This is a genomic window from Halosimplex yunnanense, from assembly GCF_054504345.1.
In genome coordinates this window covers 1-20,850 of sequence record NZ_JBTJEL010000030.1, presented here as the reverse complement: position 1 = coordinate 20,850, position 20,850 = coordinate 1, and the positions used below count along the sequence as shown (strand labels likewise).

At 66.5% G+C, this 20,850-nt stretch carries 16 protein-coding genes; 9 read left to right on the top strand and 7 right to left on the bottom strand.

Going from position 1 to position 20,850, the window contains the following annotated elements; genetic code table 11:
* Positions 1 to 6: 6 nt before the first annotated feature.
* From AB2U09_RS04545 to AB2U09_RS04535, 3 genes are all read left to right on the top strand, one after another.
* Entirely contained in the window at positions 7 to 2,670 is a 2,664-nt protein-coding gene (locus AB2U09_RS04545; protein ID WP_459191505.1) for a glycoside hydrolase family 2 protein, read from the top strand.
* A 92-nt stretch (positions 2,671 to 2,762) separates the two neighbouring features.
* Entirely contained in the window at positions 2,763 to 3,719 is a 957-nt protein-coding gene (locus tag AB2U09_RS04540; RefSeq protein ID WP_459191504.1) for an aldo/keto reductase, read from the top strand.
* A gap of 78 nt (positions 3,720 to 3,797) precedes the next feature.
* Positions 3,798 to 4,256, top strand: a complete 459-nt coding sequence (locus AB2U09_RS04535) for a universal stress protein (protein WP_459191503.1) — start codon at positions 3,798 to 3,800, stop codon at positions 4,254 to 4,256.
* Positions 4,257 to 4,304: 48 nt separating this feature from the next.
* Here the strand turns inward: AB2U09_RS04535 and AB2U09_RS04530 are convergent, their stop codons facing one another.
* Together AB2U09_RS04530 and AB2U09_RS04525 are read right to left on the bottom strand one after the other, a co-directional pair.
* Entirely contained in the window at positions 4,305 to 5,069 is a 765-nt protein-coding gene (locus AB2U09_RS04530; RefSeq protein ID WP_459191502.1) for an IclR family transcriptional regulator, read from the bottom strand.
* 110 nt (positions 5,070 to 5,179) lie between these two features.
* Entirely contained in the window at positions 5,180 to 6,040 is an 861-nt protein-coding gene (locus tag AB2U09_RS04525; RefSeq protein ID WP_459191501.1) for a fumarylacetoacetate hydrolase family protein, read from the bottom strand.
* A gap of 592 nt (positions 6,041 to 6,632) precedes the next feature.
* Between AB2U09_RS04525 and AB2U09_RS04520 the strand changes: the two genes are divergently transcribed.
* Complete coding sequence (locus AB2U09_RS04520) at positions 6,633 to 8,120, top strand: alpha-N-arabinofuranosidase (protein WP_459191500.1); 1,488 nt, start codon at positions 6,633 to 6,635, stop codon at positions 8,118 to 8,120.
* A 96-nt stretch (positions 8,121 to 8,216) separates the two neighbouring features.
* On the opposite strand, the gene AB2U09_RS04515 is transcribed toward AB2U09_RS04520, so the two are convergent.
* Entirely contained in the window at positions 8,217 to 9,812 is a 1,596-nt protein-coding gene (locus tag AB2U09_RS04515; protein WP_459191499.1) for a GMC family oxidoreductase, read from the bottom strand.
* A 152-nt stretch (positions 9,813 to 9,964) separates the two neighbouring features.
* Here AB2U09_RS04515 and AB2U09_RS04510 point away from each other — a divergent pair, with 152 nt between their 5' ends.
* From AB2U09_RS04510 to AB2U09_RS04490, 5 genes are all read left to right on the top strand, one after another.
* Positions 9,965 to 11,131, top strand: a complete 1,167-nt coding sequence (locus AB2U09_RS04510; RefSeq protein WP_459191498.1) for an ABC transporter ATP-binding protein — start codon at positions 9,965 to 9,967, stop codon at positions 11,129 to 11,131.
* Between the two features lie 166 nt (positions 11,132 to 11,297).
* Complete coding sequence (locus AB2U09_RS04505) at positions 11,298 to 12,704, top strand: extracellular solute-binding protein (protein ID WP_459191497.1); 1,407 nt, start codon at positions 11,298 to 11,300, stop codon at positions 12,702 to 12,704.
* A 24-nt stretch (positions 12,705 to 12,728) separates the two neighbouring features.
* Positions 12,729 to 13,667 carry a carbohydrate ABC transporter permease gene (locus AB2U09_RS04500; protein WP_459191496.1) on the top strand — a complete coding sequence of 313 codons (939 nt, stop codon included), beginning with the start codon at positions 12,729 to 12,731 and terminating at the stop codon, positions 13,665 to 13,667.
* The gene (locus tag AB2U09_RS04495; protein WP_459191495.1) at positions 13,660 to 14,547 is read left to right on the top strand and encodes a carbohydrate ABC transporter permease; all 888 of its coding nucleotides are present in this window, start codon (positions 13,660 to 13,662) and stop codon (positions 14,545 to 14,547) included. The genes AB2U09_RS04500 and AB2U09_RS04495 overlap by 8 nt, the downstream gene beginning before the upstream one ends.
* A gap of 217 nt (positions 14,548 to 14,764) precedes the next feature.
* The gene (locus AB2U09_RS04490) at positions 14,765 to 15,490 is read left to right on the top strand and encodes a hypothetical protein (protein WP_459191494.1); all 726 of its coding nucleotides are present in this window, start codon (positions 14,765 to 14,767) and stop codon (positions 15,488 to 15,490) included.
* A gap of 105 nt (positions 15,491 to 15,595) precedes the next feature.
* Here AB2U09_RS04490 and AB2U09_RS04485 read toward each other — a convergent pair whose 3' ends face one another.
* The 4 genes from AB2U09_RS04485 to AB2U09_RS04470 form a co-directional block, all read right to left on the bottom strand.
* On the bottom strand, positions 15,596 to 17,194 hold the full coding sequence (locus tag AB2U09_RS04485) for a GMC family oxidoreductase (RefSeq protein ID WP_459191493.1): 1,599 nt from the start codon (positions 17,192 to 17,194) through the stop codon (positions 15,596 to 15,598).
* Positions 17,191 to 17,748, bottom strand: coding sequence for a gluconate 2-dehydrogenase subunit 3 family protein (locus tag AB2U09_RS04480; protein WP_459191492.1), 558 nt, complete (start codon positions 17,746 to 17,748; stop codon positions 17,191 to 17,193). Before AB2U09_RS04480 ends, AB2U09_RS04485 begins: the two co-directional genes overlap by 4 nt.
* Positions 17,749 to 18,396: 648 nt before the next feature.
* Complete coding sequence (locus tag AB2U09_RS04475; RefSeq protein ID WP_459191491.1) at positions 18,397 to 19,836, bottom strand: RtcB family protein; 1,440 nt, start codon at positions 19,834 to 19,836, stop codon at positions 18,397 to 18,399.
* A gap of 114 nt (positions 19,837 to 19,950) precedes the next feature.
* Positions 19,951 to 20,850: PKD domain-containing protein (locus AB2U09_RS04470; protein WP_459191490.1), on the bottom strand; the 900-nt coding region annotated here is incomplete at its 5' end.

Genomic DNA, 20,850 nt, shown 5'->3' with positions numbered 1-20,850 from the left:
AGCGCCATGGAGTCACCGAACGGCGAGAGGCGAGTCACGGAATCGCTCGACGGCGAGTGGCTGTTTCTGACGGCCCCGGACGGCGACGAGGAACGATCGCTCGCCGACCCCGACGCGGACTGGAGCGAGGCCGAGCGCGTGACCGTCCCGCACGCCTGGCAGGAGGACGAGACACATCGCGAGTACACAGGGACGGCGTGGTACCGCCGAACGGTCGAGTCCGACGGAAGCGGTGACCGCGCCTTCCTGCGGTTCGGCGCCGTCGACTACGAGGCGACCGTCTACGTCGACGGGCAGGAGATCGGGACCAACCGCGAGGGCTACCTCCCCTTCGAGGTGGAGGTGACCGACGCCATCTCGCCGGGCGAGAGCGTCGTCGCCGTCGAAGTGACCGACCCCGAGGACCTCTCGGAGATCCCTCACGGCAAGCAGGGCGAACCGTGGTACACCCGCGTCAGCGGCATCTGGCAGTCGGTCTCCCTCGAATCCCGGCCCGAGCGGTTCGTCGAGGACGTACAGGTCACGCCGGATCTGGACGACGACACCGCGACCGTCGAGGTGACGGTCGACGGAAGCGCCAGTTCCCTCGACGCTGCCGTCACGGTCTCACGTGACGGCGAGGAAGTCGCCACGGCGACCTGCGACATCGAAGGCGGCGAAGGAACCTGCACCGTTTCCATCCACGACGCCGACTACTGGACGCCCGACGACCCCGCGCTCTACGACGTTCACGTCGCACTTCGGGACGACGGCGACGCGGTCGACGCGACGGAGACCTACTTCGGGATGCGCAGCGTCGACGCCGACGGCGACCGCCTCTATCTCAACGGCGAGCCGCTGTACGTCCGCGGCGCGCTCGACCAGGCGTACTACCCGGACACGCTCTATCGGCCCTTCGACGACGATCTGTTCGAGTACGAGATCCGGACCGCGAAGGAGCTGGGGTTCAACATGCTCCGCAAGCACATCAAGCCGGCCCACCCCGACTTCGTCGAGGCCGCCGACCGCCTCGGCATCCTCGTCTGGCAGGAGCCGGCGAACCCGACGATATACTCCGAGCGCTCCAAGCGGGAGGTCCGCGAGCAGTTGTACGGGCTGATCGACCGCGACTACAACAGCCCCAGCGTCGTCGCCTGGAGCCTCTACAACGAGGAGTGGGGCATCGGCCTCGACCAGGAGGACTACTCCATGCACGATGGGCGCCTCTGGAACGACGAGGAGAAACAGGCGTACCTGACCGACCTCTTCCACGAGGCCAAGGAGTGGGACCCGACGCGGCTCGTCTGCGACAACTCCGGGTGGGCCCACGTCGCGACGGATCTCAACGACTACCACGAGTACTACGTCAGCCCCGACCGGGCGGAGCCGTGGGCCGACGCCCTCGACGAGATCGGGGCCAACCCCGGGGACAACTACGCGACCGAGAACACGCCCGCGGAGGACGCGCCCGTCCTGATCTCGGAGTTCGGGACGTGGGGCTTCCCGGACCTGCCGAAGCTCCGCGAGCACTACGACGGCGACCCGTCGTGGTTCTCCCACGACTTCCTCGACGACCCGCTCAAGCGCCCGGAGGGCGTCGACGAGCGCTACGAGGCGACGGACCTCCCGGAGGTCTTCGACGACTACGACGACCTCGCGGAGGCGTGGCAGCGTCGCGAGGCCGTCTCGCTTCAGGGCGTCGTCGAGGAGATGCGGACTCACGACGCCGTCGCGGGCTACGTCGTCACGGAGTTCTCCGACATCGAGTGGGAGTTCAACGGCATCCTCGACTACCTCCGCGACCCGAAGGAGTACCTCGCCGACGACTTCGCCACGGTCAACAGCGAGGTACTGGTCGCGATCGATCCCGAGAGCCACGCCGTCGCGCCCGGCGACGAGGTGACAGCGACTGTCCGCATCGTCAATGACACGACGGAGACGCTGGAGGGACAACTCCGGTGGAGCGGTCCCGGAGCGGAGGGATCGCAGTCGGTCACCGTCGACGGATTTGGGACGACGACCGCCGAGGGAGCGATCACGCTGTCACCCAGTGTAGACGCTGAGACTGACGCTCACGCGCTCGACGTGACGGTCGATGTTGCGGACCGGGACGTCTCGAACGCGGAACCGGTGTTCGTCGTCGCGAGCGAGGCGCCCGACCGGACGGTCTACGCGGACGAGCCGCTCGCCGCTGCACTGGAAACGGGGGGCGTCGACGTCACCGACGACCTCGACGCGGCGGACGTGGCTGCGGTCACGGAGGTCGACGGGTCGGTCGCCGAGTTCGTGGAGAACGGCGGGTCGGCGCTGGTCGTCCCCGAACCCGACGGACGGATGGTCGATTCCGACGCCTTCGACTACCGGAACCTCCCCGCGGGCGAGAGCTGGAACCTCGTGTCGTCACTCCTGTATCAGGACAGCGACCTCCTCGGCGACCTGTGTACGGACGCCCGCGTCGGCTGGGCGTTCGAGGATCTGTTCCCCCACGACCTGATCGAGGGGCTCGACGCGTCGGCCGACGAGATCCACGTCGGGTCCGTCGAGGGGTGGATCGCCAACTGGGGCAGCCCGCTCGTGGTCCGCGACCGGGGCGACGGCCGACTCTGCGGCTGCACGTTCCGCGTCACCGACCGCTACGGCGACCATCCGACCGCGACGGCGCTGGTCGACCGGCTCCTGCGAGACCTGTAGCGGCGCCGGGCGGCCCCACGCCACGGCCGGTCGGACAACGCCTCGGCTACGCCGACCGCCAGTGCTTTTGTCCGCGACGCCAACACACAGGCGTGAACGAACGACCGCTCGGTACGACTGGTGAGAGCGTCAGCCCGCTCTGTCTCGGCGCGATGTACTTCGGGAGCCGGACCGACCCGGAGACCTCGCGAGCGATCCTCGACCGCTACTACGAGGCGGGCGGCCGCTTTCTCGACACGGCCAACATCTACGCGACGTGGGTCGACGGCCACGACGAGCCCGCGAGCGAGCCGTTCCTCGGCGAGTGGCTCGACGACCGCGGCGTCCGCGACGAGATGTTCGTCGCGACGAAGGTGGGGTTCGACTACGGCGACGTCCCGCAGTCGCTGGACCCCGACCTGATCGAACGCGAAGTCGAGAAGAGCCTCGACCGCCTCGGCACCGACTACGTCGACCTGCTGTACGCCCACGTCGACGACCGGGAGACGCCGCTCGGCGAGACGATGGCCGCCTTCGACCGGCTGGTCGAGTCGGGCAGCGTCCGCCACCTGGGCGCCAGCAACTACCACGGCTGGCGGCTCGCTCGCGCCAACACGCTCGCCGAGGAGCGCGGGCTCACCGAGTTCAGTTGCGTCCAGCCGCGGTTCTCGTATCTCGTCCCCCACCGGAACGCGGACTTCGCGCCCCAGCGGCCCGCCACCGACGAACTCGTCACCTACTGCGACGACCACGGCCTGACGATGCTGCCGTACTCGCCGCTGTTGCAGGGCTGTTACGGCCGTGACGACCGCCGGATCCCCGAGGGATACGTCACCACGGAGAACCGGCTGAAGATGGAAGCGGTGCAGGACGTCGCCGAGCGGAAGGACGCCTCGGGCAACCAGGTCGTGCTCGCGTGGCTGACTCAGCGGGATCCGCCGACGATCCCGGTCGTCGGCGTGAGCTCCGTCGAGCAGCTCGAGGAGAACCTCGCGGCGCTCGACCTGGAGCTCACCGACGCCGAGATGGAGCGGCTGAACGGCATCGAGACCCTCGGCGGGTTGCAGTAGCCGCCCGTACCCCGACTCCGGGTCGTTCCCGTCCGCACCATCATTTTATGAGGGATCGGACGAAACGATAGAGGCAGCATGCCGATCGAATCCATACTGTTACCCGTGGGACTGGACGACAGCGACCGCGTCGACCGACTCGTCGCGGAGACGGTCGCCGTCGCGAAGCCGGCAGACGCGACCGTCTCGGTCCTGCACGTGTTCAGCGAGTCCGAGCTGGAGAACACTATCGACAGACTCGACATCGAACGCGGCAGCGAGGCCGCTACCCCGGACGTGGTCGCCGACCGCTTCGCTCCCCTCCGGGACGTGACGTCACAACTCGCGGACGCCGGCGTCAGGTACGACGTTCTGGGGGAGGTCGGCGACGCCGCCGAGCGCATCGTCGCTACCGCCGAGGAGATCGACGCCGACCGGATACTTATCGGCGGGCGCAAGCGGTCGCCAACGGGGAAGGCCGTCTTCGGGTCGACCGCTCAGTCGGTCATGCTCGACGCGCCCTGCCCCGTCACCTTCGTCCGCACCGGGAACCGCTGACGGCGAGTTTCCCTCGGTTCCCGGGATTCACAGCGATCTGTCGCCGGATCACCGGTGGCGCATGTTGACTTCGATGACGTTGACGGTGCTCTCCACTTTCTGCGGGATCCGCTCGTGGAAGTGTTCGCCTCGCATCCGGCTTTTGATCCCGGAGACGCTGACGGCGCCGACGACCGTATCTCCGGACGTCCGGATGGGGGCGGCGATACACCGGATCCCTTCCAGGCGTTCCTCGTCGTCGGTCGCGTATCCGCGCTCGCGGATCGCTTCGAGCTCCGCGCGCAGTTCGGCTTCGTCCGTGATCGTGTTCTCCGTCACTCCGGGAAGCCCGTGTTCCTCGATGATCCCGTCGAGTCGATCCTCGTCCATGTAGGCCAGCATCGACTTCCCAAGCGCGGTGGTGTGAAGGTGGACGCGCTTGCCTTCGAAGGTGTCGAGCGAGAGCGCCTGGTCGCCCTTGCGCTTGAGGAGGAAGACTCCGAGCCCGTTCTCCTCGACCATGAGGTTCGCGTGGTCGCCGACGTCCAGCGCGAGGTTCTGTATCTCCGACTCGGCGATCCGGCAGAGCTGCGACCGCGTGCGAGCGTATCCGCCCAGTTCGAGGAACTTCATGCTGAGCACGTACTCGTCGCCCTCGCGAATCAGATACCCCAGGTCCGTCAGCGTCTGGAGGTGGTCGTGGACGGTGCTCGTCGGCTTGTCGAGTTCCTCGACGAGTCCGGTCAGCGTCAGCCCGTCGTTGTCCTTGATGCGTTCGAAGATACGGAAGCTCACCGCGGTCGCGCGTATCTTCGGTTCGCGGCGGACGTCCATACCTGAACGGTCGAAGTAACAACGCTTAATAGTTCCGGCCATTTCGGAATCGGGCACGACCGAACAGACCGAGCCCGTGAAAACGGGAGTTGCCTGCATCGGCCGAGGGGTCAGACCACGACGACCTCGTTTTCGAGCGTCCCGATGTCCTCGATGGTTATCTTCACTGTGTCGCCCTCCAGGAGCGTCACGTCGGCCGGCGGGATGATCGAAGTGCCGGTGAGCAGGACGGTCAGTTCCGGGACGTAGTTGTGGCGTCTGAAGTACGACGCCAGCTCCTCGCAGGTACGGACCATCTCCGAGGTCGAGGTCGACTCCGCGAACACCGACTCGCCGTCGCGCTCGATGGTCATCGTCATCTCCAGATCGTGTGGGTCGTCGACCAGCGCGACGGCGGGCCCGACCGCGCAGCTCCGGTCGTAGATCTTGCTCTGGGGGAGATACAGCAGGTTCTCGCGCTCGATCGACCGACTGCACATGTCGTTGCCGACGGTGTAGCCCACGACCTCGCCGTCGAGCAGGACGAGCGAGAGTTCGGGCTCGGGCGCGTTCCACTCGGAGTCGCCCCTGATGCCGACCGCTTCGCCGGGGCCGACCGTCCGGGTCGGCGTCGCCTTGAAGTACACCTCGGGGCGGTCGGCCTCGTACGCGTTCAGGTACGTCTCGCCGAGTCCGCCCTCCTCCTGGCGGTCTTCCTGGCTGATAGCGTAGGTGACGCCCGCGCCCCAGATCTCGTCCGGCTGGACCGGCATCCGCAGGTCGCTGCGGACCGCAGCCCGCTCGACCAGCGGCGCCTCCTCACACAGCGCGGCCGTGAGTTCGTCCAGCGGGCGATCCGCGATGGTCGCCGCCCGCGCGAGTTCCCGGAACGAATCGACGCTCGCCCCGGTCTCGCTCAGATCGTACAGCTCGTCGCCTCGCTCGGCGACGACAGCGCTGCCCGTCCCGCGACTGGTCTTGAAGTATCTCATTCGTCACTACTCGATATCTCTCGTCCGGAATAAATAGTTTGCCGCGATGACGACCGATCCAGACTTCCGACGACAGGCCCATCGAAGGCCGGTCCAGAGACGGGTTGCTCCCTCCGAGAGATGTACGTTCGTCCGATTATACAGTATCTGTTCCGAGATAACCGGAACGGATTCAGCCCGCAGTCGGCGTCGAGTCGACGCCCTCGAATTACACACCTAATAGCGTAATGTAAATGAATCTTTAACAAATAATCACGCGCAATAGCGCCCCACGAAACGGCAGTGAACCAATCCGAAGTTGTCTAACACGGACGATCAGGATGTATCAAAGTCGCGTCCAGTCAGATTCGGTATATCCTTCGATATCGGCTGACAACACCGAAAATCCGGGTGGGTGTGGTGGTTACTCATAGCACATGCGTTCCGAAAGTATCGGAATCGAACCCGGCTCCCACGCCATCACCGATGGCCAGACGATCACATTCCACACGCTACTGGCTGCGAGGATCCGACGAAACTCCGCCGCGCGAGGGGGCACCGAAATCTCCCCGATCGGTTGTTTTATTGTTGAGTCAGCGGGGGTTGTATTCGTATGTCAGACACTCGCATATCGGTTCATCCGGAAGCGGGCATCGACCGTATCGAACCCGAACTCCACGGGCACTTCGCCGAGCACCTCGGACGCTGTATCTACGACGGCGTCTGGCACGACGAGACCGTCGACGAGGACGGCTTCCGTGAGGATGTCGTCTCCCTGCTCGACGAACTGGAGATGCCGGTGTTGCGCTGGCCCGGCGGTTGTTTCGCCGACGACTACCACTGGGAGGACGGCATCGGCGACGAGCGGCCGCGGCGTCGAAACCTCTTCTGGGCGCAGGGCCGCGAGGAGGTCCCCGAGGAGCCCAACACCTTCGGCACCGACGAATTCCTCGAACTCTGCGAGCGCGTCGATACCGAGCCGTATCTCGCGCTCAACGTCGGATCGGGCGACCCGCAGGAAGCGACCAACTGGGTCGAGTACTGCAACTACGGCGGCGACACGGAGCTGGCCAACCGCCGTCGCGAGAACGGCCACGAGGAGCCCTACGGCGTGAAGTACTGGGGCATCGGCAACGAGAACTGGGGCTGCGGCGGCCAGATGTCGCCCGAGCAGTACGCCCGGGAGTACCGCCGCTTCGCCACCTACGTCGGCGGGCTGGACAACCTGATGGTCGAGGAAGCCCACGAACTCATCGCCGTCGGGTTCGAGCGCCACGAGTGGAACCGCCGGTACCTCGAAGAGGTCGGCGAGACGGCGTGGGGCGTCGAGTTCCCGCTCGACCACCTGACGCTGCACCACTACTACGGCCGCGACATGTCCGTCGCCGAGGCCGACGAGGAGAAGTACGACGAGTTCCTCGCCGAAGCGCTGGAGATGGAGCGACACATCGAGCGCATCGCCGGCGCCATCGACGCCGTGGCGACGACCCGCGACATCGGCGTCATCATCGACGAGTGGGGCGCCTGGCACGTCGAGGCGACAGCCGACTCCGGCCTCGAACAGCCCGGAACTGTCATCGACGCCCTCTCCGCGGCCGCCGTGCTGGACATCTTCAACCACCACGCAGACGTGATGACGATGTCCAACATCGCCCAGACGGTCAACGTCCTGCAGTGCCTCGTCGAGACCGACGGCGACGACGCCTTCGCCCGGCCGACCTACCGCGTCTTCGACCTGTACGCCCCCCACAAGGGCAACGAGGCCCTGACGACCTCGGTCGACGCGCCAACGCGCGAACTGGACGACGGCGAGTTGCCGCTCGTGGGCGCCTCGGCCTCGGTCGCCGACGACGGCGAGGTGTACGTCACCGTGACGAACCTCGACTGCCGCGGGAACCAGACCGTGGAGATCGACGTCGGGAACGCCGCTTCCGACGCCGCCGAGGCGCAGGTTCTCTTCGACGGCCACGACCCGGGAGCGACGGTCGACGCCGACAACGCCGGCGAGTTCGAGCCCGAGGACCTCGACGTGTCCGTCAGCGACGGAACGCTGACCACCGACCTCGGCCCCGCGACGGTCGCGGGCATCTCGATCCAGTGAGAACCGCGCCTGCCCGGTAGCGCTCGACTCCCCCGCCGCGTCGGGCCGATCCTCGGCCCGTCCGCGATCTCTCGGACGACGCCGTGACCCTCGCCTCTACAGCTCCTCGTCGACGTGCTCGACCGCTTTGAGCGTGAGCGCGACGATGGTAAGCGTCGGGTTCATCGCGCCGCCGGTGGGGAAGACGCTGCTGGAGGCGATGGAGAGGTTTTCGAGGTCGTGCGTGCGAAGCCGCGAGTCGACGACGCTCTCGGCCGGATCCGTCCCCATCCGGGTCGTTCCCATCGGGTGGCGTGCCGGGCCGGGGTGGTGGACGCCCGTCTGTCCGGTGACGCGCGCGCCCATCGTGGTGAGGATTCGTCGCTGAATCTCGTGGGCGCGCTCCATCGCGGCGACGGCGTGGTCGCCGACGTCCCAGGAGACGTCCGGAACGGGGTTGCCGTGGTCGTCGGTCTCGTCGGTGTCGAGCGTGACGCGGTTCGTCGGGTCGGGCAACTGCTCGACGAGCGCGCCGATCTGCAGGTGGTTGCCATACTCGAAGTCGACGGCCTCCAGCAGGTCCGCTCCCCACCGTCCGTCCCCGAGCGCGACGTCCAGTGGCGACGGGCCGGCGTAGTTGAAGAACTCGAGTTTGATGCTGCCCGGGGTCGGTTCCTCGTGGTCGTAGAACTGGTGGGACTCGCTGGTGATGAACCCGATCTCGTGTTGTTCGGTCCGCTCCAGCACGAGTGCGTTCGTGCCCGCGAAGGCGTGTTCCATCAGGTACCGCCCCACCGCACCGGAGGAGTTGGCCAGTCCGTCCGGGTACTGTTCGGACTTCGACAGCAGCAACAGGCGCGGCGTCTCGATGCCGCCACAGGCGATCACGAACTGGCGGGCTTCCTGGCGGTGTTCGGCACCGTCGGGGGTCGCGTAGACGGCAGCCTCGACGCGGTCGCCGTCGTGGCCGTGTTCGAGTCGCTGGACCGGCGCCCGGTCGACGATGCGTGCGCCTGCTTCCTCGGCCTTGCGGACGTGAACGGTCGCGTCGTACTTCGCGCCCGAGGGGCAGACCGGCGCACACGTGCCCCATCCCTGGCACGCCGCCCGACCGTCGTACGGTTCGCTGTTGCGCGCCTGCGGGACCGAGTGGACCGCGACGTCGAGTTCCTCGCAGGCCGCGGCGAACAGCGAGTCCGAGTAGCTCGGGGGGAACCGCTCCATCGGGAACGGCTCCTCGCGGGGCGGGGCGAAGGGGTTGTCCTCGCTTCCGGCGACGCCCATCTCGCGCTCGGCCTCGGCGTAGTAGGGCCGCAGGTCACCGTAGGAGATGGGCCAGTCGGTCGCGAGGCCGTAGCGGGACTCCATCTCGAAGTCCTTCTCGTGAAAGCGGGGCGTGAGTCCTAGCCAGTGCAGCGTCGTCCCGCCGACGCCTTTGACGCGGGTCGTGTTCAGCGGGTAGTCGACGTTCCCGCTCGACGTGTAGGCGTCCCGCGGCCCGCCCATGTCCCAGATGTCCGTCCAGCCGTGGGCGGGGCGCAGGTACCGCTCCATCCGGCGCTGTCGGTCAGCGAAATCGAACCGCGGGCCCGCCTCGAGAACGACCACCTCGTGGCCGCGCTCGACGAGCCTGGCGGCGGTGACGGCACCGGCGGGCCCCGCCCCGACGATACAGACGTCGACGCGGTCGGACGGTGTCCGCGGGTCGGTCACTGTCCACCTCGACGCGCGGGCGCCGCGATCCCGGGACCAGCCGCTCTCTCGGATCGCATACACCCCGGTATCGGGATGGGAATGTTAACTGTTTCGCCGGTAGTGCACAGATGGCCAAAGATATTTTAACAGGTCCCGGCTTATGGAGCGGTATGGCTAGTGTTAGCATCGACGACGTGACGAAGATCTACGAGGACAGCGACGAGGGGCGGATACTGGCCGTCGACGGTGTCAGTCTCGAGGTCGAGGACGGCGAGTTCGTGACGATCGTCGGTCCGTCGGGGTCGGGGAAATCGACGCTGCTGCGGATGGTCGCCGGACTCGAGGACATCACCGATGGGACGATGAAGATCGGGGACCGGGTCATCAACGACGTCCAGCCCCAGGACAGGGGAGTGGCGATGGTCTTCCAGAACTACGCGCTGTACCCGCACATGACCGCCCGGAAGAACATGTCCTACGGGCTGAAACTGACCTCGGACCTCTCGGACGAGGAAGTCGCGGAACGCGTCGAGGAGGCCGCCGAGATGATGGGGATCGAGGACCAGCTGGACAAGAAGCCGGGGAGCCTCTCGGGCGGCCAGCAACAGCGCGTCGCCACCGGCCGGGCGATCGTGCGCGACCCCGAGGTGTTCCTGTTCGACGAGCCCCTCTCGAACCTCGACGCGAAGCTGCGCGTCCACATGCGCACGGAACTCCAGCGCATCCAGGAGGAGCTCGGGACGACCTCGATCTACGTGACCCACGACCAGGAGGAGGCGATGACGATGTCCGACCGGATCGTCGTTCTGGACGGCGGGAAGATACAGCAGGTCGGAACGCCGGAGCAGATCTACAACGAGCCCGCGAACCTGTTCGTCGCGGACTTCGTCGGCAGTCCGTCGATGAACACCTTCGACGTGCAGCTGGACGGGAACACGCTCGTGGGCGAGGCCTTCGACTACCACCTCTCGGACCAGCACCTGGAGCAGGTTCGCGAGGACGCCAGCGACGGGGAACGGCTCGTCCTCGGTATCCGTCCGGAGAACATCCATCTGACCGACAACGGTGAGAAAAACGCCATTCAGGCACACCTCGACGTCCGCGAGCCGATAGGCAGTGACAACTACCTCTATCTCACGATGGGCGGGGCCGAGTGTCGGGTCCGCGTCCCCGGCGACGTCAAACCCGAGGTGGGGACCGACATCACGGTTCGGTTCGACGAATCGAATCTCCATCTCTTCCGGGAGAAGAACGGCCAGAACATCCTCGCGGACGTCGAACCGACCGCACAGGCGACCACGACCGGCGAGAGCTCGGTCGCGGCCGCCGAAGACTGACCGCGATAGCGCTCGAGCGGGCCGACCGCCCGCTGCGCGTCGTGGCTGTTGGTCCCCGGCATCCGATCACGCTCGATCCCTCTCAGGTGCTCTCGTTCTGCGGATTCTACATACTTGTATTATTTATTACAAAACTCTTATATGTGGCCGTTCTATATCGTTCCCTATGTCACTCGATGACAACGGCGTGAACAGGCGTCGTCGTAAATTTATCAGAGCGGTCGGTGTCACCGGCGCTGTGGGGCTAGCCGGTTGTAGTGGTGGTGGCGACGGTGGTGATGGCGGCGGCGACGGTGGCGGCGACGGTGATGGTGGCGGCGACGGTGGCGGTGGCGGTGGAACGGCCACGGGGACCCCGTCGGCGACGCCCCCGGACGCCGACACGGTGCTCACGTACTGGACGCTGTTCGGTGGTGGCGACGGCGTCGTGATGGCGAACATCATCGACAAGTTCAACCAGGAACGGCCGCTCGGCGACGGCGTCGGGATCAGGCGCCAGCGCGTCCCGTGGGACCAGTACTACGACAGGTTGTTCACGTCCCTGACCGGCGGCGCGGCCCCCGACATGGCGATCATGCACGGGTCGCTGCTGCGGCGGTTCAGCGACGTCCTCGTGGACCCGACCCAGCACCTCGACACCAGTCTGGAGGACGAGTACCTCGCCTCACACAGCGACCTGGTCACGATCGACGGCGAGGCCCAGGCCCTGCCGATGGACTTCCACCCGGCAGGCATCTACTACAACAAGACCATCTTCGAGGAGGCCGGTCTCGACCCGGAGAGCCCGCCGAGCAACTGGGAGGAGTTCAAGGCCGCGGGCGATGCGATCGTCTCGGAGACCGACAACCACGCGTGGGTGCCGACGCCCTACCAAGACGGGGTCGGCTCCTACCGCGCCTGGAGCGGCTGGGTCAAACAGGCCGGCGGCGAACTGTTCAACGAGGACGCCAGCGAGCCCCGGTTCAACAACGAAGTCGGCAAGGAGATGACCCAGACGTTCTACGACATGACCGGCGACTGGGGCTGGGCCGAGCAGACGTCCGAGGAGAACTGGGGGAACCGCGTCTTCCAGAACGGAAACCTCGGGATGGTCACCAACGGGACCTGGTACGTCAACGTCATGCGCGAACTCGACGACTTCGACTGGGGCTTTTTCAAGCCCTACGTCGCTCCCGGGCACGAGCAGAACGCCGCCTGGGCGGACGGACACACCGTCATCCTGCCCCAGAGCGCCGACCGAAACGAGCGGAAGACCCGGCTGGCCGCCGAGGCGGCCAACTGGATCACCACCCAGAACCCCGAGTGGGGGACCGAGGCGGGCCACCTGCCCGCCAGTAAGGAGATCAACGACTCCGGCGCGCTCGAGGAGTCGCCCATCTACGACAAGACGCTCAGCAAGTTCCTCGAGATGGCCGAAGCCGAGGAGTACTTCTTCCACCCGCAGTGGCCCCAGGGCGACCCGAACGACGAGTCCAACTGGAGCTGGCTGGTCGACGTCTGGGCGCACAACTCCGAGCCCGACGAGGCTATCCAGGGAGCCGAACAGACGATCAACAACGCCATCGGAAACTGACATCGCAGAGTACACACTCCCATCATGTCGATACGTAACCGATTGGCAGGCCTGACTCGGACCGAGGAGGGTCACAAGCGCCAGAACATCGGTCCCGTCAGCCGGGAGACCGTCCAGGGCTATCTCTGGGCCCTGCCGTATCTGGTCGCGTTCGCCGTGTTCCTCCTGTGGCCCCTTGGCAAGGGACTGTGGATGAGCGCCCACGACTGGAACCCGCTGCTCCCCTCGGCGTCGGAGTGGATCGGGATCCAGAACTACGTGGAACTGATGAGCGACCCGTTCTTCTGGCGAGCCCTCTGGAACACGATCTACTTCGTGATCCTGACGGTGGCGCCGATGGTGGTCCTGAGCCTCGTCCTCGCGCTGGGCGTCAACCGCAACGTGAAGGGCAAGACCGCGCTCCGGACCATCTACTTCAGTCCCTACGTGTTGACGATCGCGGTCGTGGCGATCGTCTGGCTGGAGTTCCTGTCGACGGACTTCGGCCCGATCAACTACTACCTCGATATGTTCCTGGGGATCCGGCCCCAGTGGCTGACCTCGGAACTGCTCGCGATGCCGTCGCTGGCGACGACGACGATCTGGTGGCTGCTGGGGTTCAACTTCGTGATACTCCTCGCGGCCCGGCAGAACGTCCCCGAGCGGCTGTACGAGGCCGCGCGGCTCGACGGCGCCAGCACCTGGCGCCAGTTCCGGGACATCACGCTCCCGCAGATGCGAAACGCCATGCTGTTCGTCGTCATCATCCAGTTCATCTACCAGTTCCAGGTCTTCGGCCAGCCCTACGTCATGACCGGCGGCGGCCCGGACCAGTCGACGCGGACGATCGTCTACTACCTCTATCAGACGGCGTTCAACCAGCAGTCCTTCGGGTACGCCGCGGCGATCGGGTACATCCTGTTCGCCATTCTGGTCATGATCTCGCTCGTGAACTACTACGTCATCGGAGGAAACAATGAGTGACGCACGCCCCGACGATTCGATAGCCGGCCGCGCCTCGCGGTCGTTCGACGGACTGACGAGCAACCTCACGCTCGAGAGCGTGGGCGTCTACGCGTTCCTCTACGGGGTCGCGCTGATCTTCCTGCTCCCGTATCTCTACATGCTGACGCTGTCGTTCCAGCCCCGGAGCACCGCGATCGACGGCATCCCGTACTGGATCCCGCCGGAGTTCACGCTCGAACACTACCAGTACCTGTTCGAGAACTCGCTCATCGTCGACTGGACGATCAACACGTTCGTGATCGCGGGCGGGGCGACCCTGCTGATCCTGGTCGTCGACGCGATGATCGCCTACTCGCTGTCCCGACTGGACTGGCCCGGGCAGGCGACCATCCTCGGGATCATCGTCGCCAGTTTCATGGTCCCGTACTATCTGAACATCGTGCCGCTGTTCACGATCATCGCGGACCTGGGCCTCGTCAACAGCTACTGGGGCGTCGTCCTGCCAGCGGCGGCGAGCCCGCTCGGGGTGTTCCTGCTCTACCAGTTCTTCAAGGACATCCCCGACGAGTACGAGGAGGCCGCACGCCTCGACGGGTTCTCGACGTTCCAGATCTTCACGCGGCTCATCCTGCCGCTCTCGCGGCCGGTGTTGACCGCGCTGGCGCTGTTCCAGTTCGTCTTCAACTGGAACGCGTTCCTGTGGCCGCTCGTCGTGTTGCAGGACAACGCGGCGTTCACGCTCCCGATCGGGCTCGTCTCGCTGCTCAACGCCCAGATCTACCGGCCGGGTCGCACCATGGCCGCGGCGCTCATCGCGTCGGTGCCGCTACTTCTGGTCTTCCTCCTGCTCCAGCGGTACCTCGTGCAGGCGGTCGAGATGCAGGGCGTCACCGAGTGACTCCCTGCCCCGCAGACCGGCGACCCGTCGATCCGTTCTCCCCGTTTCACCGCTGCCGAGTCACGATAACAGTCCATCCGGACGCCGACCGCGACACCCACAGCGGGTCAAACACAGCAATTTTGGCCGGAACCGAACCACGGAGGCGGGTCGGTCCCACAGTGTCGAACATGACCGACTCCGGCGCCGCCGTTCGACTCCTGAGAGGGGACGACCCGTGAACGACGCTCGAGCCGCGTCCGACGCCGTCGACGACGCCGATAGCGACGACACCGACGTCGGTATCGAGGCCGTCCACGGCGCTTTCAGTGCGACGTTCCGGTTCGTCGTACAGAACGCGCTCCCGGTCGTCGGCGTGAGTCTCGCCTGGGCGCTGGCGTCGCTCCCGCTGGTCACGGTGGGACCGGCGACGCTGGGCGCGTACGCGGCGATCGCCTCGCTGCGCGAGCAGGGGTCCGTCGACGTCGGTGCGGTCCTCGGTACGGTGCGCGACCACGGCCTCGACGCCCTTCTGCTCGGGGGGGCCGTCGTCCTCATGGCGGGAATCAGCGCACTCTACGCCGTCCAGTTCGCGCAGACGGAAGCGACAGTCGCCGGCGTCCTCGGGGCCGCGGGGCTGTACGTGACCGTCTACTTCGTACTGGTGCTGGTTCCGACGTTCGTCGGCCTGGCCGCGGGCGTCCCGCTCGCGGAGGCCATCAGGACGAGCTACCGGTGGACCCTCACACACTCGGTCGCCGCGCTCTCGATGCTGCTGCTAACCGGCCTGCTCCTGCTACTGTCGCTCGTGCTCACCGTCGCGTTCGTGCTCGTGTTCCCGGCGGTCGCCGCCTGGTTCCACACGACGTTGCTGGAGCCGCTGTTCGTGCCCGAGGCCGAACTGGTCAGCGGCGCCGAGGACCGCTCGGAGTCGGCCGGGTACGCCGGGCCACGGGACGGCTAAGCTTCGCTGTCCGGACGAGTCAGTCGTCCGGTCGATCGACATCGGTTCCGGTCGGTCTCGAACGGGAGCGCAGACGGACGGGAGTGGACGGAGACGACCGGGCCGTCAGAGGGCGGCGTCGACGTGCTCGGCAGCTTTCAGGGAGAGCGCGGCGATGGTGAGCGTCGGGTTCATCGCGCCGCCGGTGGGGAAGACGCTGCTGGAGGCGATGGAGAGGTTGTCGAGGTCGTGCGTTCGCAGTCGCGAGTCGACGACGCTCTCCGCGGGGTCCTCGCCCATCCGCGTGGTCCCCATCGGATGGCTCCCCGACAGCGGGCTGTGAGCCGGAGTGGCGTAACCGATGCGGGCGCCCGCCTCGGAGAGGATATCGCGCTGGACCTCGATGGCTTTCTCGGCCGTCGTGCGGCCGTGGTCGCCGACCGTCCAGTTGACCTGCGGAACGGGGTTGCCGTGGTCGTCCGTCTCGGAACTGTCGAGCGTGACGCGACTCGCCGGGTCCGGGAGTTGCTCGACGAGCGCTTCCGTCCCGATGTGACCGCCGTAGGCGCGGTCGACCGCCGCCGTGACGTCGTCGCCCCACCCGCCATCGCCCAGCGCCGCCTCGACCGGAGAAGGGCCGGCGTAGTTGAGGAAGCCGACGAAGAAGCTCCCGGGCGTCGGCTCCTCGTGGTCGTAGAACTGGTGGGTGACCGACGTGGAGAAGCCGACCTGGTGTTGCCCGGTGGGTTCCGTGAGCCGCCCGGTGACGACGTACAGCAGGTGGTCCATCAGGTAGCGGCCGACGGCGCCCGAGGAGTTGGCCAGCCCGTCGGGGTGGCTGTCGGACTTCGAGAGCAGGAGCAGTCGCGGCGTCTCGATGGCGCCGCAGGCGATCACGAACTGCCGGGCTTCCTGACGGTGTTCGCTCCCGTCGGGCGACGCGTAGACGGCCGCCTCGACGCGCTCGCCGTCCGGCCCGTGTTCGAGCCGCTGGACCGGCACGCGGTCGAGGACGCGAGCGCCCTCGGACTCGGCCTTGCGGACGTGGACCGAGCCGTCGTACTTCGCACCGGAGGGGCACACCGGGTGGCAAGTGCCGTAGCCGACGCAGGCACTGCGGTCGTCGTACCCCTCGCTGTTGCGCGCCTGCGGGACCGAGTGGACGTCGATGTCCAGTTGCTCGCAGGCCTCGCCGAGGATGGTGTCGGAGTGGCTCGGCGGGAATGCCTCCATCGGGAACGACTCCTCACGTGGCGGGGCGAAGGGATTGTCTTCGGCGCCCGAGACGCCCATCTCGCGCTCGGCTTCGGCGTAATAGGGTCGCACGTCGTCGTAGGAGATGGGCCAATCGGTCGCGAAGCCGTAGCGGGACTCCATCTCGAAGTCCTTGGGGTGGAGGCGCGGGGTGTAGCCGATCCAGTGCAGCGTCGTCCCGCCGACGCCCTTGATCCGCGTCGAGTTCAGTGGGTACTCCACGTCGCCCGTCGACGTGTAGGCGTCGCGGTCGCCGCCCATCCCCCAGACGTCGCTCCAGTCGTGCGCGGGGCGCTGGTGGCGCTCCATCCGCTCCAGTCGCTCGTCGAGCGGAACGCGCGGACCGGCTTCGAGGACGACTACGTCGTGCCCCCGTGTGGCCAGCGAGTGGGCGACGATGCCGCCGGCGGGCCCCGCACCGACGACGCAGACGTCTGCCCGGTCTGCGGGCGTGCGATCCGTCGCGCTCATCGGTCCGGTCCCTGCTGGTAGGCGTCTAGCCCGCCCGGATGGCCCGGCGGGTTCTCGATGCCGACGAGTTGTCCACCTTTCGGCGAGCGCAGCAGCCCGTAGAGGAGTTCGTTGACGAGGTAGTACCGGATCCGCTCGCGCTCGTCGCCCTCGGGGTCGGGGTCGACCTGCGACATCCGCAGGGTTTCGAGGAGCGCGTTCCCCTCACCCGGCTCCAGCTCGCGGAACGACGCGCTGTACTCCGAGCGCGCCCGGTCGTCGAGTGCGTTGGCTGCGTCGATCATCGCCGTGCGACGGTCGTCGTCGCTCTCGATCCGCCCGGAGACGAACGTCCGGGCGAACGACTCGACTTCGGTGACCTCCGCGGGGTAGACGACTTCGGCGAGTGCTACCGCAGTGTCCAGCAGTGCATCAGCGCCCCCTGCTCCCGACGGCGTCCCGTCGGGTTCGTCACCCTCATCGCGATCCGTGAACTCGGACGCGCCGTACACCACACCCCCACCGACACCGATGGCCGCAAGCGCCGCTACCGCGTCGCGGCGTGTCAATTCCATGAGGACACTCAGTGCGTAACCTCAGTTAACTCTTGTGCCGGCTTCGAGACACGAACTCGTCCGCTGAGGGCGCTGCGGAACCTACAGCGACCTGGAATCCCCTCGCAGAACCATATGATTCCAATCATAAATTGAAATCAGATAATTCTGCATACGATCGTAGTATCTCCCCAGATGTTTCCCGTATTCAGGGTTGAACCAAAGTATTCCCGGCTATCTGGAGAGGTGCGAGAGGAAGTGTCGCGATCACTCGGCACGAAACGGCACGGCAGCGACCAGCGAACGATCGCCCCGATAATCACATATTTAGCCCCTGAAATGAGATTCTATTCTCAATTAGAATTGTAGGTCAGAATCGAAGCCAACGCGTCAACAAACAGATCCGGAATATAATCTTCGTTCGCGCACTACAGAAACGGCTCGAAATCGGCTCAAAAACGCTTTCGGACCGTCATCGACGATAACTTGATTTAAAACCGATCAGATAGATTTAGAATCCGAGAATTCTTCACTCAGATATTTTATCAGACATGATCCGGAAGCCGACTTCCCGCACGCTAGAGGCGCCGCTGAGGAAGAGATGATCTGCAGAGAGGGGATGGTCATCAGCGGAAGCATTCAGCGGAGCAACGGTGCCCGCGGAACCCGCTACTCCAGCGCCTTCAGGTTGTGAACCGGTTCGAGCCAGTCGACGACCTCGGCGGTCGGCTCGACGGCCGCGGCGATGGCTTCGGCCGGTTTGTAGGCCATCGGCGCCTCGTCGAGGACGTCGTCGACTACCGACTCGGAGTAGACGCCGTCCATCGCGTCCGCGAATTCGTCGAGCGAGAGCGACTCGTGAGCCTCGCGCCGTCCCATCACGCGACCGGCGCCGTGGGGCGCCGTCTGGTGGTACGCGTCGTTGCCCCGACCGCGGGCGAGCAGCGACCCCTCGGCCATGTTGAACGGGATGACCAGCCGCTGGCCGTCCCGTGCGGGCGTCGCACCCTTCCGGATGGTCAGGTCGCGGAAGTCGACGTAGTTGTGGACGCTCTGGAAGCGCTCGACCGGCTCGATCCCGAGCGCGTCGCAGATGGTCTCGCTCATCAGCTCTCGATTCCAGCGGGCGTACTGCTGGGCGAACAGCATGTCGACGTAGTAGCCGTCGGCCTCGCGGCCCTCCAGCCAGTCGAGCGCCTCGTTGCGGTCGGCGTCGCCGGGTTTCGAGAGCGTCTCGAATACGGCTTCGACCTCGTCGCCGTCGAAGTCCGTGCGGATGGCTTCCTTGCGGAGGTGGGACTCGCCCATGCCGCCCGTGACCCATGTCTTAAGATCGGCATCTGAGACTGTCTCGGGGTCGAACTTGACGTACGCCGCGTACTCGTCGGGGATCGCAGAGCGGATGGCATCGGCCTCGCGGCGCTCGGTGGCGCGGGCCTGCCAGTACTCGGCGACGGCCTTGCCGAGGTAGCGCGACCCGCTGTGGATGACCAGCCAGTACTCGCCGGCGTCGCGAGCCCGGGCGAACTCGACGAAGTGGTTGCCGCCGCCAAGTGTCCCGGCGCTCCGGATGACGTGGCCCATCCCCGCTCGCCCGGTCAGCACCCGGTCGCACAGCGACTTGAAGTACTCGCCGTCGTAGCCGTCGAAGTCGAACGAGACGGGATCGATCGACCGGCCGAATCGGTCGCGGAATGCGGCGTCGAACGAGTCGAACACGTCGTTGGCGCGCTCGAACGGGAACGCCTCGACGAGGTGGACCGAATCGTCGTAGTCGTGGACCGACCGGCCCATCGGGACCGCCTCGCGGACGCGGCGCTCGCGCTCGGCGTCGGACAGTGGGAGTTCGTCGCCGAGGTTCGTCGCGGCCATGCCACAGCCAACGTCGACGCCGACGATGTTCGGGACGACGCGGTCGGCCAGCGGCATCGTGAACCCGATCGGCGCGCCGGCGCCCCAGTGGGTGTCCGGCATCACGCGAACGGGCTCGGTAAAGGCCGGGTGGTCGATGAGTTCCTGGATCTGCGCCAGGCAGTTGTCCTCCACGAGCGATTCGTCGTCGACCAACACGCGAGCGGTCGTGTGCTCGCCGTCCAGTTCGATCGCCATCGGAACCGTTCGTGACTCCGCGGCCGCCCCGAGTAAGCCTTCGGGGGCCGTGCCAGGGATTCACGAGTAGAGTGGTGGCCTCCGACGCCACGCCCGCTCCCCCGGAAGCGGCAGTCAGCTATCGGTCTCGTCGGCGGCCTCCTCGACGGAGATCTCGACCTCGTGGGTGGTCGAGTGGCCGGTGTTGTCGGTCGCGGTGAGCGCGACGGTGTAGGTGCCCGGCGAGCCGTAGCTGTGGGAGGCCCACCAGCCCTCGGCGGTCTCGCCGTCGCCGAAGGTCCACTCCAGCGAATTGATCCAGCGGTCGTCGCCAGAGGTGTCCCGGGCTTCGAACTCGACGGTCTCGTCGACGGTCGGCGCGGTCGTGCTCGGGTCGGCTGTCGCGATCTTCTCGGTCAGTTCGGTGACAGTGATCGCCAGTCCGTGGGTCGTCGGCTCGCCCTGGTTGTCGGTGGCAGTGAGCCGGATCTCGTACTGACCGGGGTCGTCGAACGTGTGACTGACCGACCATCCCTCGGCGGACTCGCCGTCGCCGAAGGTCCACTCCAGCGAATCGATCCAGCGGTTGTCCGGCGTCGTCTCGTGGGCCTCGAACTGGACGGTGTCGCCCTCCGTCGCCTCTGTCTTGCCCGCGCGTAGCAAAGCGAGGGGTTCGTCGGAAGTCTCGGCGAGCCACTGCCTGATGAACCCGCCGTGTTCCTCGGGCGCCGAGCGCAGCGTCCACTCGTCGGCGCCGCCCATACCGGGCGAGTCGAACATCGTCGGCGCCCAGGAGTCGTCGAAACACCAGGCGGCCCACCCCATGTTGTCGTAGCTCTCGACCCACTCCCGAAACGGCTCGCCCCAGTCGGTGTTAGTGCCGGAGTCGAGGCCGTCGCTGTAGGGGTCCCAGCCGAACTCGGTGACGAAGACGGGGACGTCCTCGGCGGGCGCGCCGTAGGTGTCGTCGAACTCCTCGGGCGTGCCGTTGTCCGGGTAGATGTGCGCCGCGTAGACCAGGTTCTCGCCCTCGAA